The sequence below is a fragment of the Pilibacter termitis genome (assembly GCF_900167335.1).
Classification (GTDB): Bacteria; Bacillota; Bacilli; order Lactobacillales; family Streptococcaceae; genus Pilibacter; species Pilibacter termitis.
The window spans coordinates 26,895-42,668 of the sequence record NZ_FUXI01000019.1; the positions used below are offsets into that span (position 1 = coordinate 26,895).

Consider the following 15,774-nt stretch of genomic DNA (forward strand, 5'->3'; position numbering starts at 1 on the left):
TAAATTTTTCTGACACCTCTTGTCAACTCTCATTTTGGTCTAATTTTTTATTTGTTATTCTATTCTCTTTCCACCTAAAAAACCTATCAAAATAAAAGAAAGAAACAAATCAATTTCCTTTTTATACATTCACTCTTTCCCAAAAAAACAACTAAGAAAAAAGCCCCTTAAAAACAGAGGCTTCATTTGCTAAAAAATTCTCTCAACTGCTCTAGTGCAGTTTTCTTCATGAGTAAATTAGCGTGTTCGTGTAAATAATCACCTGTAACTTCCGCTTCTTCTCCATACTCTAGGAGAACACTCAACACACTTTCTGATTCCTCAACACTTATATCGTCTACATCCATCCACGCAACAAGATAATACAAATCTTCTAGCTTATAAAGCGAAGAAAAAACATCTGGAGCGTCAATTTGTTTGGCAAGAGCAATTACTTCCTCAAAATCATCAAAAGAAAGCACAAGTTCATCCATTTCGTCAATGTCTTCTTCTGAACTCAAAATATCACCAATTAAACTGTCCACTTCATTTTGCAACGGCTCGATAACAGATCCGTTTTTCTTCATACTTTCTCGAATCGCATCTATCGGAGAAATATCCCCATTTGAAATAAGCAACTCGAGTGCATTTGGTCGTGGAATCACTTGAAAACTAAGCATTTCACTTCCTTGAAACTGGTCACGTGCCCCAACCTCATCAATCACACTAAAGAAAAAGTCCTCTATTTTTTCTTGATTGCCCATCATATCAAGAAAATTTACTCCACGTCTTGCCAAATCATCTGGAAAAATTGTAACACGAATGGTATTATCATTGACTCTTTCCATCTCCATTGCACTCACCTCCACTCAAGGAAATCTTGTCTTTCGTCTATTATAACATTTTTTCATGAAAATGAAAGAAGAGTCACTTATATATAGGGAATTTACGAATTTACAAACTTACGGCACCTCTAAAAAATTATAAACCAGATTTCATGCGTGCCTCAATCATTTCAAGCCGTCTAATTGCACGTGGAATAAATCGGCGAATATCGTCATCATTGAACCCTATTTGCAGGCGTTTTTCATCAAGCAAAATCGGTCTACGCAAAAGCGTTGGATGCGTTTTTATTAGTTCGTACAATTCATTCAAAGACAAATCATCAAGAGAAGTCGTCAGCAATTTGTAGGCTTCACACCTTTTAGAAATAATCTCATTTGTGCCAGTTTCCGTCATCATCAAAATTCCTCTTAACTCCTCTAACGTAATGCTTTCTTGTGTCAAATTCCGCTCTCGATATGGAATTTTATGCTCATCAAGCCAAGCGAGTGCCTTGCGACAACTTGCACTACTTGATGCTGTATAAATAGTAAGCATACTAATCACCCCTTTTCTATCAGTCAAACACCCCCATTTGTTTAAGGGCACCTCTAAAAACTCGCACTTATCCTAAATTGCTAGTTTTCCGATTTTCTTTGTCAATCTCCTCAACCTATGAACCACATAGCTTTCGTCGATTTTCTCGAAAATCGAAAAACTAGCTAATTTAGTCTTAAGCGGAGTTTTTAGAGGAGCCCTTAACTAATTCTCTTGCCACGACATAACTACTTTAAGGACACCTCTAAAAACTCACACTTATCCTAAATTGCTGGTTTTCCGTTTTTCTTCATCAGTCTCCTCAAACTTTTTTAGCTACGAAGTGCAGGAACAACGTGGCTCACTGCCGCAGACTTCAAAACGCACTTCTCCGCTTTTTTGTCTAGCTACGAGGGGCAGGAGTTGGGTCGCTGTTCGCAACAGCACTGGAAACTTCGTTTCCAGTAAATAAATGCTGTGGCTCACTACGACAAACTCCTGAACGCCCCTCTCCGCTTTTCTTGTCTAGCTACGAGGGGCAGGAGTTGGGTCGCTGTTCGCAACAGCACTGGAAACTTCGTTTCCAGTAAATAAATGCTGTGGCTCACTACGACAAACTCCTAAACACCCCTCTCCGCTTTTCTATGTCTAGCTACGAAGTGCTGAAGTCTGGTGGCTGTTCGCAACGTCGCTTGAAACTTCGTTTCAAGTGAATGAACGACGTGGCTCACTGCCACAGACTTCAAAACGCACTTCTCCGCTTTTCTTTATAATTCTATTCTAAATAATTCCTCCCTTTTTAACAATTCAAATCTAGCGATTTTCGTTGTTTTTCTCTACTTCATTCGTATTTATCATTGATTTGACTAGAAAATTCCATAAAATCTCAATATTTCAGAAAACGACTGTTTGCTAACCACAAAAAAATCTGCTTACTTGTCGCAAACAGATTATCTGTACGAAATCCTTCTCACATTCCTTGATTTTCCTAATTTCCAAAAATAAAGAGTGAAAAGTCTTACAATATGTACTTACTTTGAATCATTTCCTTGCAATCCAACACTAATCGTCAATGCCTTATTGACGGCTAACATTGTCTCTTCACTAACGGTGCATACTTTTTCCTTTAATCTGCTTTTATCTATCGTACGAATTTGCTCTAACAATATGACAGAATCTCGCCCTATTCCCGTATCTTTCGCTTGAATGGCAATATGTGTCGGCAATTTCGCTTTGGATAACTTTGCGGTAACTGCCGCAACAATCACTGTGGGCGAAAAATGATTGCCCATATCATTTTGCACAATCAAAACAGGTCTTGTGCCACCTTGTTCACTACCAACTACTGGTGACAAATCAGCAAAAAATATATCACCCCTTCTAATATTCATTTCTATTCACCTCCTCGTTCCATTGTAATGGAAATATATTTTATTTGCAATCGTAACCAGCATTTTTTCTTCCATTATTTCTTCGCCAATCCAAATGCAAAATTATTTTCGATTTTTTGACCATTATTCATAGTCTCTAGGCACACGGCAGCTAATTTGGCACGCAACTTCATAGTGAATTGTCCCCAGATAGTCTGCTACTTCTTGCAAAGTAATCTCTTCATCGCCATTTCTTCCAACAAGTGTTACTTTCGTGCCAATTTTTTTACTTTCTGGCAAACGAATCATCAGCTGATCCATACAAATTCTACCGACAATCTCACATTTCACACCGTCCACTAACACGTGAAACCCTTGCAATCCTCTCACCCAGCCGTCTGCGTAACCAATTGGAACAGTCCCAATCCATTCCTTTTCTTTTGTCGTATAAGTAGAACCATAACCTATCGACTCCCCTGAGTTAAGCAACTTCACATGGATTAACTCACTTTCAAGACGAAGTGCAGGTAGTAATGGATAACTATCTTCTATCTCTGTACCACTTGGATTTAAACCATAGATTCCCACACCAAAGCGAATCATATTACCAAAATGTTCTTCGTGCCAGAAAGCACTAGCTGTATTACTGACGTGGATATAGCGTGGCTTTTGCTTTAGGTGTGTCATCACCTTTGAAAAGCGTTCGCTCTGCATTTGATAATAGTTGTCATTTTTTGAGTCCGCCGTTGCAAAGTGGGTAAAAATACCTTCCCACTCAAATAAAGGATGTTTTTCGATTTCCTCTACCGCTTTTAAAACTTCTTCCATTTGACGAAAACCAATTCTGCCCATACCTGTATCTATTTTAATATGTAAACGAACCGATTGGAAACATTCTATCTTCTTCGCCTTTTCCCACCATTCAAGGCTGGCGATTGTCAAAGAAATATCATGCTGACTTGCCAGCGAAAGATATTCCACTGGGATAGGTGCTAACACCAAAATCACTTGCTCTGTAAATCCATTTTCTCTTAATTCTAATGCCTCATCTAAAGTGGCGACACAAAATCCAGTAGCTCCAGCATTCAACGCTATTTCTGCTACTCTTATCGCTCCATGACCGTAGGCGTTTGCTTTTACTACGGCAAATAATTCTGTTTTCTCATCGAGTTTTCTTACTTCTGTTTGGATATTGTGTGAAATTGCTTTTTCACTAATGATTGCTTGGGTCGGTCTGTGTCTACTTGGAATCATTTGTTCATCTCTTTTCCGAATTGTTGACTTTTTCCTTAATACTTCATCTTACATCAAAATAACCACTGCACTCGCATTGTGCTTAGTATGTGTAATCGAAACTTGTTGCTCACCTTTTGTATAAGGAGACTTCGTAATCTGCGGGACACCATATTCATCATTTAGCACCTCAATATCTTGAAAACTAATTTTACCAATCCCTGTGCCAAACGCTTTGCTAAACGCCTCTTTTGCGGTATAACGACCTGCCAAAAATTCAGCTTGTCTTCTACCTGTATAACTGTGAAATTTTTCCAATTCACGTGCGGTCAATATACGTGCTGCAAATTGCGGTTTACGTTCCAAAATCTTTTGAATACGTGGAATTTCTTCCATATCATGTCCAACTTTGATAGCACTCTCCTCCTAATTCAATTGTCTATGTATATTATCCTCATTATATCATATTCAAGAAAAAATTCTTTTCCATTTTGCTCTAAAAGATAAATTTCTTTTGAGTTCGCGGGAGTTTGATATTTCCTTCCTGAGCGTTTTTTCTAAAACATTATAACACCCGACTTTTACAGTTCCCACCACCCAAAAAAGCTAAGAAACCTTGAAAATATAAAGATTCTTAATGTTTTTTATTCTTTTTAAGGAAGAACACATTAAAGAACCCTCTTTTTCTGATTTCTTTCCATATCTGCTCAATTGGATTCATTTCAGGTGTATAAGGCGGAATAAACAATATTTCAATGTTTTTAGGTAAATTCAGTTCTTTTGATTTGTACCAAAATGCATTATCAGCTAATAAAAAGATATAATCCTCTGGGTATTTTTTAGACAATTCATTGTTGAACTAATCATCTCAATCACTCGCTGCAACAAATCGATCACAACAATAGATAGACTAACCCAAAAGATTACTGAAATCCAGATACCGATTGGCGATCCTTTGATGGATAACAACCTCATATGTGCCAACCAATTATCGGGTAAGAATGTTGTGACTGCCGTAGGAATCACAAGATATTTTGAAAACCTCCTTATTGATTCAATGGCAATTGTAACCGTCGAAGGAACGTCTTTAATTTTTGTAATATCACCCATATCTACTACTTTCCCTTTCCAGACGTGTTATATCTGACTATAAATACGTGTCTTAGTTGACTTAATTATAGCATCCATGATACCTAAGCAAATCTAACTTTTGGTACAACTTGAACTCGAATTTCTAGTCCTAGCCCTTCCGCATAGCGGTTTAAAGTCTTTAAGGACGGCATAGATTCAAGCCGTTCGATTTTTGCTAATTGTGGTTGTTTCATCCCGATTCTTTCAGCTAATTCATGCTGACTGATTCCTTGACGAATTCTTTCAGCTTGTAAGTAACTCAGCGTATCAATGATTGTCATGTCTTCTTCTGAAATTGAAGTAATTGTCTTTTTGAATGTTTTCCATGTAGTCATTGTTATCTTCCTTTCCGATCGTACCAATCGTCCAGCCTTTTTAAGGCTTTTTCAACTTCTTTAGGATCTGTCTTATTTTGTCTCTTCGTGTAGTGATGCAACATGACAATTTTATTATCTTGCCAAGATGCGTAGAAAAAACGCTCAGGCATCGGGCGTAATTCCATAATTGGGTGCCGATAGCCTTTTAGAAATTTTGCCTGTGGTTCATTTAATCTGTTTCCAAGCAGCTCTAGCATATTGAACTGATGAACAATCTTCTTCAACAAGGATTTGTCATTCTTTTGGTTACTTTTCTCAAGTTGCAGCAGGAACTCTTCTATTTCCTTGTGACCGTCCTTGTCTTCATAAAACTCTATCTCATAACTCAATTCATTCAATTCTCCAATCAAAAATTATATCTCATTTGCTAACTCAATTATAGCACGTTTGCTATCTCCCTACCAATCAAAATGACAACATTTCCAATAAAAATCGACGCAAAAAATCCTCAATAAGCACGGAATACTTGTTGAAGACTTCAAGTATTTAACATTATCTTGAAATGACACTTTACTTTCTTTATTAGTTTTTTCTCAAGACAGGCAAATAGTAAGCGGAGTTTTTAAACGTGCCCTTAAAAATGGCTTTCGCTTTAAATCAAAAAAAAAGGAAGGCTACCCTTCCCCATTTCTCAAAATCCAATCAATCTCATGCACCACTCCGTTATTTGCGGTTTCAAGCAAACTATCTAACGTATAACTTGATAATTCCTTTCGATAGAGCGTTTCTGCGGTATCTAAAACGTGAAGTACCTCGTTCATTTTTTGAGCTACGTGAACTTCTTCGACTCCGTTAAACGTTTGTGTGATAATACCTGTGTGTTCTAAAAAGCTATCCTCACCTTCAATTGCATTAAATACATCTAAAAGCGTAATTTCTTTTGGATCACTTTTTAACGTATAGCCAGAAAAACGACTTTTAGAAGAAGTGAGCAAATCTGCGGTCACTAACTTTCTTGCCAACTTACGCAAATAGCTTTCATTGATTTTCATTTGTTTGGCAATGATACGAATATTAAGCCCTGCCCCATTTTTTTGGGAGGCAATCAGTGCCATGATAGTGATTGCCTGTTGAAATCCGACCGTTAATTTCATTTTCCACCCTCTTATTTCATCGTTTCCGCAACAACTTCTTTGTTCAACAATTTCCTTGCTACCAAATTGGCATAATATGGCAAGCCTGTTTCATTTGGGTGAACATTGTCATCATAAAACCAATCTTTATGACTCTTGCTTTCGCCGTACCAATCAATGATGTGGAGATTTTTGTATTTACTTTTCATTTCGTTCAAACTCTTATTGACCGTTGTTTGCCACTCTCTTGTTGGAACGTGCACATTTAGCCAATAAATTTGACGATTTTCGCCCATTATTTTCATAAATTCCTCAAATTGCACGTCCGTCCATGAACCGTTCGTTCCAAGAGAAACTAGCACGGTATTGGCAAGTTTTCCTTCGTTCTTGAGGGTTTCCAAATCTTCACCACTGTCATACAGCTGTCTACCGACGTTTGCATCAATATTTATCAGAGGAAATAACTCTTGAAGTTGCGGTGCAGCGTCAAGCATAACGGAATCGCCAAAACCTGTGATTGCAAGTTTACTTGCAGCGAGAAGTTGTTCATCTGTCAAACCTTTTCGCATATCAAGCACTTCTCCCTCTTTGACTTCGCTCGTTTGACTTGTCGCATTTTGAGTTGTGCTACTCGTCGTCGCCTTTTGTTCTTTGAGTTTTTTCGCATTTTCTTCGATTTTCTTTTGCAATTTTTGCTGGTCAGCGGTCAACGTATTATTTGGTGCTGTAACAAAAGCAACAGTTGCCACTACGCACAGTGCAAACGAAAGAGAAACTACAATTTTTTCTTTTGTGAAAAAAGGAGTTGTCAACCATTCTTTGACCTTGCTGAAAATGCTTTTATATTGAAAATTTTTCAGCGGAATTTCAATCACACGATAACTGATCTCACTTATCACTAAAATAAATAGTAGTTCGAGTAAAAGATAGACAGTTGATTGGCTTGCACTTTTTTTCACTCTTGCCTCAAAGAAAATCATCACTGGAAATTGCCACAAGTAAATACCATAACTGCGTTTTCCGATATAACTCATCACAGGATTGGACAAAATTTTACTCCAAATAGAACCCGGATGAGCAACAGTTGCGACAAAAAGCATGGAGGCGAAACTTACAAGCAACATTCCACCACGATATGTAAAACTCGCTTGGTCATCCATGAAAACAAAACTTGCAAGTAAAATCAACAATGAAATCATTCCTGTTTTGTTTAAAACGGAGCGTTGAGCTTTCCCGACTTCTTCTTTCAAATGCCAACTTGGCCAGACAAACGCTAAAGCTGAACCCATTAAAATACTAAAAAGTCGAGTGTCTGTTCCATAATACACACGTGTGGGGTCTTGTTGAGATTTGAACAAAATCGCCATTAGCGAAAACGAAACAATCGCTAAAAACATCAACGTCAAAAATACCCGATTATTTTTATGCAAAATTTTTATCAACAAAAGAAAAACAATTGGCCAAACGAAATAATATTGCCCTTCTACCGCCAAGCTCCAAATATGCGTAAACGGAGATGGATTGCCGAACTGAGCGAAATAGCTCGAGCCTTCTGAAATTTGCCACCAGTTGTTCAAATAACTTAAACTGGAGAGAACGACCCCTCTTAAATTACCCAATAAATCACTTTGAAACAGACGAATATACGCACTCGTTACCACAAGCATCGCCACAAGAGCTGGATACAAACGTTTCATTCGCCGAGAGTAAAACGCAAAAATATGAATTTTTTTCGTTTCCAAAAGCTCTATCCGCAACAAATCCGTAATCAAATAACCTGAAACGACAAAGAAAACGGATACCCCTAAATAACCACCACGCATAACGTTAGGTAGCAAATGATACAAAATAACGCCAATAACAGCAATCGTCCGTATTCCGTCAAACCCCGATATATACCGAGAATGTGTGAGTCTATTCTTTTCCATTTACTTATAATTCCTCATAACTAGGTAACTCTAAAACATTTTTTAAGCACCATGTTTCATTTTCATTACAATTCATACACCTTCTAAATATAACTGATTTAGGCTTTTTTTTCAAGAATGGGCATTTTTGAGTGAAAAACCGCATGAAATGATTTTTACACCTTCATCTCATGCGATTCTTATTTTATTTTTTCACAACATCTACAATAGTTTTATTTTCTTTCTTCGCTTCTTGGATAAACGCTCTTATTTGCTCATCTGTATATTTTTTATCGTCAATCCCAGCACCTTGCAAATCGTATCTTGCGATTTCAATTTCTTTTTTGTCATCTTCTGATGTAGCAGTCTGCGGTTTCATCGCCTCCGCCACAACATCGGACAAACTTTTCCCTGTCGTTTCAGCTGTTAAAAGATACTTCGCAATATCTGCATCGCTCATCGCCTCCACTGGAAAATTAGCAGCTTGCAACTCTTCTCGTGCTTGACTGATTCTCTCCGAACCAAATTTGGCTACATTTTTTTCGTCTTCTTTTTGCTCTTTGTTCGGCTCAAAAGTTTCACTTGTTGAAGTTTTTTCACTCTCCTTAGACGAGTTACTTTCTTCATTTTTTATCTCCGTACTACTATCCTCACTTTTTTTCGAGGAAGTCGTAACACTTGTTTCTGGTTTGTTTTGAGAAGTAGAGTTTTTCTTATTGCCAAGAGCGAAAGCTACACCTGCCACCACGATAAACAGAGCAACCACTATGATTATTACACTTCTTTTTTTCATCAGCAACCTCCACATTATAGGAAAACGAGGTCAGCACACTACTCTAAGTGTTAATGCTTCATTCAGAGTCTTGCCTAACCTCGCTTCCATTATTTATTTTAATCGTAAATATAGAACTTATATTTTTCAATTACGTCAACTAATTTTTTCGCATAAGCTGGGTCTGTTGCGTATCCTGCGTTGACCAATTCTTTCGCTGCATTTTGGTATGTTTTAGATTGACTTCTTTTCACTTTTGCATAACGTGCTACACCCATTTTCGAGATGTAACCTTGTTGCCCATCGCTAACACTACCAAATTTCCTAAAGTCTGCTCGAATATAATAGGTTTCGCCTTTTTTCACAGACTGCTGTTTGCCTTCCCAGTTCGTGATCGTCTTATCCCTATCTGCAACTTCTGCTGTTTTCACTCCGTAAACCGCACCTGTCCACTTAGGATCTCCCGCTGCTTTTATGCCAAAGAAGTTATTCGCATTTTTCGCCAACTCACTTTGCCCCCAACCGCTCTCTAATGTCGCTTGAGCCAACATAATGGAAGGGAAAATGTCATTTTTCTTCGCCAACGTCGCAGCTTGCGGTGCAAAAGATTTTATCCACGCTTGCTGAGTTGAACCGACACCTTCTAGGTTTAGAGTAGGTTGAGTAGCTGGTGGTGAAATTTGACCTATTGGCAAGTTTCTTAGCACACCTACTGGGATGTCCGTAAATGCTTTTTGACCGCCTACTTGGTTCCATGATGAAAACGGGTGTTTTTTCCCAGCTTTGATAAGGTAAAATGGCACTGCTTTGCCGTACTCTCTTACAAACGTATTATCTCGCATTTTATCCGCTGTTGTTGACATTATGGCAATCACACCTTTTGCAACATCTGTTGTTGGTTTTTGACCACCTACTTGATTCCAATTAGATAGCGGAATTTTTACTCCACCTACTACTTGATAAACCGTACCTGTACTGCCGTATTCTCGAATGAACGTACCATTGGCGATTTTGTCAGTTGTGGTTGGTAAATTATTTATACTTCCCTTGGCAACATCTGTTGTTGGTTTTTGACCTCCTACTTGATTCCAATTGGATAATGGGATTTTTACTCCGCCTACTACTTGATAAACCGTGCCTGTACTGCCGTATTCTCGAATGAATGTACCATTGGCGATTTTGTCAGTCGTGGTTGGTAATTTACTAATACTTCCCTTGGCAACATCTGTTGTTGGTTTCTGACCACCTACTTGGTTCCAGTTGGATAGCGGGATTTTTACTCCGCCTACTACTTGATAAACCGTGCCTGTACTGCCATATTCTCGAATGAACGTACCGTTGGCGATTTTGTCAGTCGTGGTTGGCAATTTACTAATACTTCCCTTGGCTACATCTGTTGTTGGTTTTTGACCACCTACTTGGTTCCAGTTGGATAGCGGGATTTTTACTCCGCCTACTACTTGATAAACCGTGCCTGTACTGCCATATTCTCGAATGAACGTGCCATTGGCGATTTTGTCAGTCGTGGTTGGTAATTTATCAATACTTCCTCTCGGAACGTCTATATATGGCTTTTGTCCACCTACTTGACTCCAGTTAGATAGCGGAATCTTTACACCGCCAACTACTTGATAAACCGTACCTGTACTGCCATATTCTCGGATGAACGTACCATTTGAAATATTATTTGAGATACTATTTACGTAAGCCTCCGACACTTCCTTAACAGGTTTCGGTCCACCGACTTGGTTCCAGCTAGACAGTGGAATTTTACTATTATTTAAGTATAAATAAACAGTCGCCGTATACTTCCCTTTAATAAAATCCCCATTCTTCAACTTATCCCGATTATAATACCGATTCACCAACGCACGAAAATCATCCATTGTATAAGTCGTGCCAAACCAAGATTTTGCACTTGTATTCCAATATCCAATTGGATCACCATGATTTGTTCCACCAAGTAAACTGCTGACGTCTGCGTGAGAAATCACCGTTGCTTTTCCTGCATACAAGTTTACCCCTTTATTCCCCGGTCCAACTGCTGAACCTAAATTAAAGGCAATCAACTGATTACTCGTCCATTTGGCTAAATTGTTTAATTCTTTGGCAAACGCATCTTTACTATGCACTCGCACTTGTTCCACCTGCACGCCATATCTATTCCCGACAGGACCTGCACCCCATGACAAATAATCCGTATTGGCAATATTAATCATATTGTTATCGTCAACAAATTCATGCACAAACGCATTTGACCAATTGTTCAACATATAGTTGATTTCACCATTAATCGTGCTTGTCGAATTTGCTGTTTCATGAATAATGACAAATTCTGGTTTGCCATACCCCGCAGCATAATTGTATTTATAGCCCTCTTTTGGCAACTGAACATTTTTCTTTTCCGCAACAGGCTGAAAACCTTTCTTTACTATATAATCATTAATCGCATTCGCATTTGCCAACTGTGTTCCACAAAGAAGACCTACACCAACTACCGTAGAAAGTAATAACTTCCTCTTCATCATCTATCCTCGCTTTCATTCATTTCATACCAATTCAAGTTGAAAATGTCTGGATTCTCTCTAAAAATCATGAATTCATCAAATTCTGAACTTAAATCAATATATTAAGGTTACCTCTAAAAAATTGGTTTCAATATTAATAATACTAGGAAATTCAAAAATTGCCAAGTTATACGCGATGTTGTTATTCTGAATACAAAAAAAAGCAAGACCAAAACCGTCTCACTTTTCCTATTCACACTATTTCTTCCCCTGCTCCAACATCTTCTCCAAAGCCTCTTGCCATGTTGGAATCACAAATCCTGTTGCTTTTGCTTTTGCTAGACTCATCACAGAGTATTCTGGGCGTTTTGCTTTTTGTGGAAATTCTGCACTTGTTACAGGTTTTACTTCCACCTCTTTATCTTTTAAAATCTCTTTTGCAAAATCATACCATGTTGCGATATTGTCATTGCTCAAGTGATAAATACCAAAAGGTGCTTTTTCTTCGTTTTCAATTAAATGAACTAAAAACTCCGCAAGTGTCCGCGTCCATGTTGGACGACCTGTTTGGTCGTTGACCACTGTTAACACAGGGTGTGTTTCGGCTAATTTTTGCATGGTAAAGACAAAATTATGTCCAAAATTCCCAAACACCCAACTTGTACGAACAATATAAGATTTGCTTGAAAATGCTAGAACAGCCTCTTCACCTAAACGTTTGGTGCGTCCATATTCACTTTGTGGATTGCAAGTATCTTCTGGGAAATATTCTTCGCCAATTTTTGTGCCATCAAACACGTAATCTGTGGAGATATAAATCAATTTTGCTCCATATTTTTCAGCAGTTTTGGCAATGTTTTGCGTACCCACTACATTGATCTGATAATCTAACTCTTTTCCCTCATCTTCTGCTTTATCCACTGCGGTATAAGCAGCCACGTGGAAAACAATCTCTGGTGTGACTTCTTCAAACTTCTTTTCGACACTTTCAATAGACGTAATATCCATTTCAGCCACATCTGTGCCAACATATTCTATTTTTCGCTCATCTAATAAATGACGAATTTCTGTACCAAGCTGACCGTTTGCTCCTGTAATTAAAATCATTCTTCTCTTCCTTTCGCTACTTTAAGGGGGCTTTAAAAAAGCGAGAAATTCTCGCTTTTATTTTTTCAAAACCTCTTGCGTTTTCGCATAGTTTGCCTCAACAGCGGCTTTTTCTGCTTTCCACCAATTTTCATGTTCTGTATACCATTTGATTGTGTCTTTTATCCCACTTTCAAAATCGGTATGAACAGGTGACCAACCAAGTTCTGTGCGAAGTTTGGTGTTGTCAATCGCATAGCGTAAGTCATGACCTGCTCTATCGGTTACGTGGTCATAAGCATCTGCCGTTTGTCCCATTTCTGCAAGGATAAGCTCAAGCACTTCTTTGTTGTTTTTCTCACCGTCTGCCCCAATCAAATACGTTTCACCGATTTTTCCTTTTGTTAAAATCGTCCAAACACCACTTGAATGATCTTCCGTGTGAATCCAGTCACGCACATTTTTTCCGTCACCATAAAGTTTCGGACGAATACCACTTAAAATATTGGTAATCTGACGTGGAATAAATTTTTCAATATGCTGATAAGGGCCGTAGTTATTTGAACAATTTGAAATAGTTGCCTTCAGTCCAAATGAACGCACCCAAGCACGCACAATTAAATCACTCGCTGCTTTCGTAGAAGAATACGGACTGCTTGGATTGTAAGGTGTTTTGTCGGTAAATTTTTCCCCCTCACCCTCACCATGCCCTGGCAAATCTTCACGATAAGGCAAATCGCCATACACCTCATCTGTTGAAACATGGTGGAAACGCAAGTCATATTTACGTGCCGCTTGAATCAATGTGTAAGTTCCAATAAAGTTCGTATGGATAAATTCATCTTGACTTTTAAGTGAATTGTCATTATGACTTTCTGCTGCATAATGGACAATGGCATCTACCTTGCTTGCAAGTTCATCTACAAGTGTAGCATCTGCAATATCCCCTACTACAAGCTCTACACGTTCGCCTAGAATTTCTTCGATATTCGCCCTATTTCCTGCATAAGTCAATTTATCTAAAACATAGATTTTCTCTACTTCTGGGTGATTATTATATACATAGTGCACAAAGTTTGAGCCAATAAAACCAGCTCCACCTGTTACAATGATTTTTTTGTAGTCTGTCATTTGTTTCCTCCAAATTTTCTTCCACTTATCCAATCAAAGATACTAGACCGTTTTTTGATTGTGTTATTCCTTTTCTATGCTTTTGATTCTAATAACTCTTTTTTCAACGGTACAACGTCTTTTAACAAAGGATGATGTTTATCTGCATCACTTACCTCGGCATTTTCCAAATCATGCCACTTTACACCGAGCGTTTCATCTGCATAATTGACAAAAGCATATTTTGGTTTTAGCTCCATTGCCCAATAATCATTGACTAAATAAGAATAAGACACCACATCACTCAAAACTTGGAATCCATTTGCCACACCACGTGGTACGAAAATCCCCTTACTTGCGTCAATTTCTGTCTGGTAAACATTACCAAAACTATCTCCCTCACGCAAGTCTACCCATGCACCTAGCACACGTCCTGTATCGGCTACTGAGATATATTTGTCCCACGGTTCAGCATGAAGTCCTCGCAAAACATTTTTGCGTGAAAAAGAGACATTGTTTTGCAATTTCCCATAAGAGAAAAATTCCTCTGGAAAACCAAGTGGAATCATTTTTTCTTTTTGGAAATTTTCCTTAAACCACCCACGATTGTCCCCGTGCACTGGAATGTCAAACTCAAGCATACCAGGAATATTCTCTATTTTGCGTGCTTTTAATTCTTTACCAAAAAAATTCTCCATTATTTATCTGCCTCCGCAATGCGTAATAAATATTGACCGTACTCATTTTTCTTGAGTGGTTGTGCTAAAGTTATCAAATCTTCACGTGTGATATACCCCATACGATAAGCAATTTCTTCTAAGTTTGCTACTTGAAGATTTTGCATACGTTGCACTGTTTCAATAAATTGTGCTGCCTCAAGCAAACTTTCGTGCGTTCCAGTATCTAACCACGCAAAACCACGTCCCATAAGCTCAACAGATAAATCTCCACGCTCTAAATACGCTTTGTTGACATCTGTAATCTCAAGCTCTCCACGAGAGGACGGCTTAATACTTTTGGCAATTTGCACCACGTCGTTATCGTAAAAGTAGAGACCTGTCACCGCAAAATTTGATTTTGGCACTTCCGGCTTTTCTTCAATCGAAATAGCATTCATGTCTTTGTCAAATTCTACCACGCCAAAGCGTTCTGGATCATGCACTTGGTACCCAAATACCGTTGCCCCACTTTCCTTACTTGCAGCTCTTTGGAGCATTTTGCTCATGCCTGTACCATAATAAATATTATCTCCCAGCACCAAAGCAACAGAATCATCACCAATAAACTCTTCACCAATGATAAAGGCTTGTGCCAATCCATCTGGGCTTGGTTGCTCGGCGTAACTAAGCGAAATACCAAATTCATCTCCATTGCCTAACAACTCCTCAAAACGAGGTAAGTCCTGCGGAGTTGAAATAATCAAAATATCTTTAATTCCTGCCAACATCAAGGTGGAAAGTGGATAATAAATCATAGGTTTGTCATAAACAGGCATTAATTGCTTGCTTGCTGCTCTCGTTAAAGGATAAAGGCGTGTGCCACTTCCTCCTGCTAAAATAATTCCTTTCATGGTTGAACTCTCCTTTTTCTAGCTACATGGTGCTGAAGTCGGGCAACTGTTCACAATGTCGCTCGCAACTGACGTTGCGAGTAAATGAACGACAGTGTTCACTGTTGCAGACTTCAAAACGCACCATTTCGCTTTTATTTGTCTAGCTACGAGGGGCAGGAGTTGGGCGACTGCTCTCAACGTCGCTCGAAACTGATGTTTCGAGTAAATAAACGACGTAGTTCGCTGTCGCAAACTCCTGAACGCCCCTCTACGCTTTTCTTTGTCTAGCTATGAGGGGCAGGAGTTGGGCGACTGCTC

20 protein-coding genes and 1 pseudogene are annotated in these 15,774 nt (G+C 38.6%); all 21 read right to left on the reverse strand.

Annotated features, from left to right (window positions below):
- Positions 1 to 182 precede the first annotated feature (182 nt).
- The 21 genes and pseudogenes from B5D30_RS08370 to B5D30_RS13220 all read right to left on the reverse strand — a co-directional run bounded on the left by B5D30_RS08370 (position 183) and on the right by B5D30_RS13220 (position 15,708).
- Complete coding sequence (locus tag B5D30_RS08370; RefSeq protein WP_078807619.1) at positions 183 to 833, reverse strand: adaptor protein MecA; 651 nt, start codon at positions 831 to 833, stop codon at positions 183 to 185.
- A gap of 127 nt (positions 834 to 960) precedes the next feature.
- Entirely contained in the window at positions 961 to 1,359 is a 399-nt protein-coding gene (spx, locus tag B5D30_RS08375; RefSeq protein WP_078807620.1) for a transcriptional regulator Spx, read from the reverse strand.
- 315 nt (positions 1,360 to 1,674) lie between these two features.
- Positions 1,675 to 1,824, reverse strand: coding sequence for a hypothetical protein (locus tag B5D30_RS13705; RefSeq protein ID WP_159443272.1), 150 nt, complete (start codon positions 1,822 to 1,824; stop codon positions 1,675 to 1,677).
- On the reverse strand, positions 1,824 to 1,946 hold the full coding sequence (locus tag B5D30_RS14315; protein ID WP_268802108.1) for a hypothetical protein: 123 nt from the start codon (positions 1,944 to 1,946) through the stop codon (positions 1,824 to 1,826). Before B5D30_RS14315 ends, B5D30_RS13705 begins: the two co-directional genes overlap by 1 nt.
- A 12-nt stretch (positions 1,947 to 1,958) precedes the next feature.
- Positions 1,959 to 2,084 carry a hypothetical protein gene (locus B5D30_RS14320; RefSeq protein WP_268802109.1) on the reverse strand — a complete coding sequence of 42 codons (126 nt, stop codon included), beginning with the start codon at positions 2,082 to 2,084 and terminating at the stop codon, positions 1,959 to 1,961.
- A 285-nt stretch (positions 2,085 to 2,369) separates the two neighbouring features.
- Positions 2,370 to 2,729, reverse strand: coding sequence for a type II toxin-antitoxin system PemK/MazF family toxin (locus B5D30_RS08380; protein WP_078807621.1), 360 nt, complete (start codon positions 2,727 to 2,729; stop codon positions 2,370 to 2,372).
- A 123-nt stretch (positions 2,730 to 2,852) separates the two neighbouring features.
- Positions 2,853 to 3,962: an alanine racemase gene (gene alr, locus B5D30_RS08385; protein WP_078807622.1), complete on the reverse strand. Its 1,110-nt coding sequence runs from the start codon at positions 3,960 to 3,962 to the stop codon at positions 2,853 to 2,855.
- A gap of 48 nt (positions 3,963 to 4,010) precedes the next feature.
- Complete coding sequence (gene acpS, locus B5D30_RS08390; RefSeq protein ID WP_268802111.1) at positions 4,011 to 4,355, reverse strand: holo-ACP synthase; 345 nt, start codon at positions 4,353 to 4,355, stop codon at positions 4,011 to 4,013.
- 244 nt (positions 4,356 to 4,599) lie between these two features.
- Positions 4,600 to 4,800 (reverse strand): annotated as a pseudogene (locus B5D30_RS08395) (transposase); the annotation flags it as partial.
- Positions 4,749 to 5,051 carry a hypothetical protein gene (locus tag B5D30_RS13965; protein ID WP_200806722.1) on the reverse strand — a complete coding sequence of 101 codons (303 nt, stop codon included), beginning with the start codon at positions 5,049 to 5,051 and terminating at the stop codon, positions 4,749 to 4,751. The pseudogene B5D30_RS08395 and the gene B5D30_RS13965, both read right to left, overlap by 52 nt.
- Positions 5,052 to 5,134: 83 nt before the next feature.
- On the reverse strand, positions 5,135 to 5,407 hold the full coding sequence (locus B5D30_RS08400; protein ID WP_078807625.1) for a helix-turn-helix domain-containing protein: 273 nt from the start codon (positions 5,405 to 5,407) through the stop codon (positions 5,135 to 5,137).
- A 2-nt stretch (positions 5,408 to 5,409) separates the two neighbouring features.
- Positions 5,410 to 5,799 (reverse strand): type II toxin-antitoxin system RelE/ParE family toxin, encoded by a 390-nt coding sequence (locus B5D30_RS08405; protein WP_234984645.1) that lies wholly within the window; start codon positions 5,797 to 5,799, stop codon positions 5,410 to 5,412.
- Between the two features lie 264 nt (positions 5,800 to 6,063).
- Positions 6,064 to 6,543, reverse strand: a complete 480-nt coding sequence (locus B5D30_RS08410) for an RrF2 family transcriptional regulator (protein ID WP_078807626.1) — start codon at positions 6,541 to 6,543, stop codon at positions 6,064 to 6,066.
- 11 nt (positions 6,544 to 6,554) lie between these two features.
- Positions 6,555 to 8,450, reverse strand: a complete 1,896-nt coding sequence (locus B5D30_RS08415) for an acyltransferase family protein (RefSeq protein ID WP_078807627.1) — start codon at positions 8,448 to 8,450, stop codon at positions 6,555 to 6,557.
- A gap of 184 nt (positions 8,451 to 8,634) precedes the next feature.
- Positions 8,635 to 9,222, reverse strand: a complete 588-nt coding sequence (locus tag B5D30_RS08420) for a hypothetical protein (protein WP_078807628.1) — start codon at positions 9,220 to 9,222, stop codon at positions 8,635 to 8,637.
- Between the two features lie 98 nt (positions 9,223 to 9,320).
- Positions 9,321 to 11,726, reverse strand: a complete 2,406-nt coding sequence (locus B5D30_RS14420; RefSeq protein WP_327442544.1) for a glucosaminidase domain-containing protein — start codon at positions 11,724 to 11,726, stop codon at positions 9,321 to 9,323.
- Positions 11,727 to 11,966: 240 nt separating this feature from the next.
- On the reverse strand, positions 11,967 to 12,815 hold the full coding sequence (gene rfbD, locus B5D30_RS08430; RefSeq protein WP_078807630.1) for a dTDP-4-dehydrorhamnose reductase: 849 nt from the start codon (positions 12,813 to 12,815) through the stop codon (positions 11,967 to 11,969).
- 57 nt (positions 12,816 to 12,872) lie between these two features.
- Positions 12,873 to 13,925, reverse strand: coding sequence for a dTDP-glucose 4,6-dehydratase (gene rfbB, locus B5D30_RS08435; RefSeq protein ID WP_078807631.1), 1,053 nt, complete (start codon positions 13,923 to 13,925; stop codon positions 12,873 to 12,875).
- Positions 13,926 to 13,999: 74 nt separating this feature from the next.
- Entirely contained in the window at positions 14,000 to 14,605 is a 606-nt protein-coding gene (locus B5D30_RS08440; protein ID WP_078807632.1) for a dTDP-4-dehydrorhamnose 3,5-epimerase family protein, read from the reverse strand.
- Positions 14,602 to 15,474: a glucose-1-phosphate thymidylyltransferase RfbA gene (rfbA, locus tag B5D30_RS08445; protein WP_078807633.1), complete on the reverse strand. Its 873-nt coding sequence runs from the start codon at positions 15,472 to 15,474 to the stop codon at positions 14,602 to 14,604. Before rfbA ends, B5D30_RS08440 begins: the two co-directional genes overlap by 4 nt.
- A gap of 18 nt (positions 15,475 to 15,492) precedes the next feature.
- Positions 15,493 to 15,708, reverse strand: a complete 216-nt coding sequence (locus B5D30_RS13220; protein WP_144399544.1) for a hypothetical protein — start codon at positions 15,706 to 15,708, stop codon at positions 15,493 to 15,495.
- Positions 15,709 to 15,774: the final 66 nt, after the last annotated feature.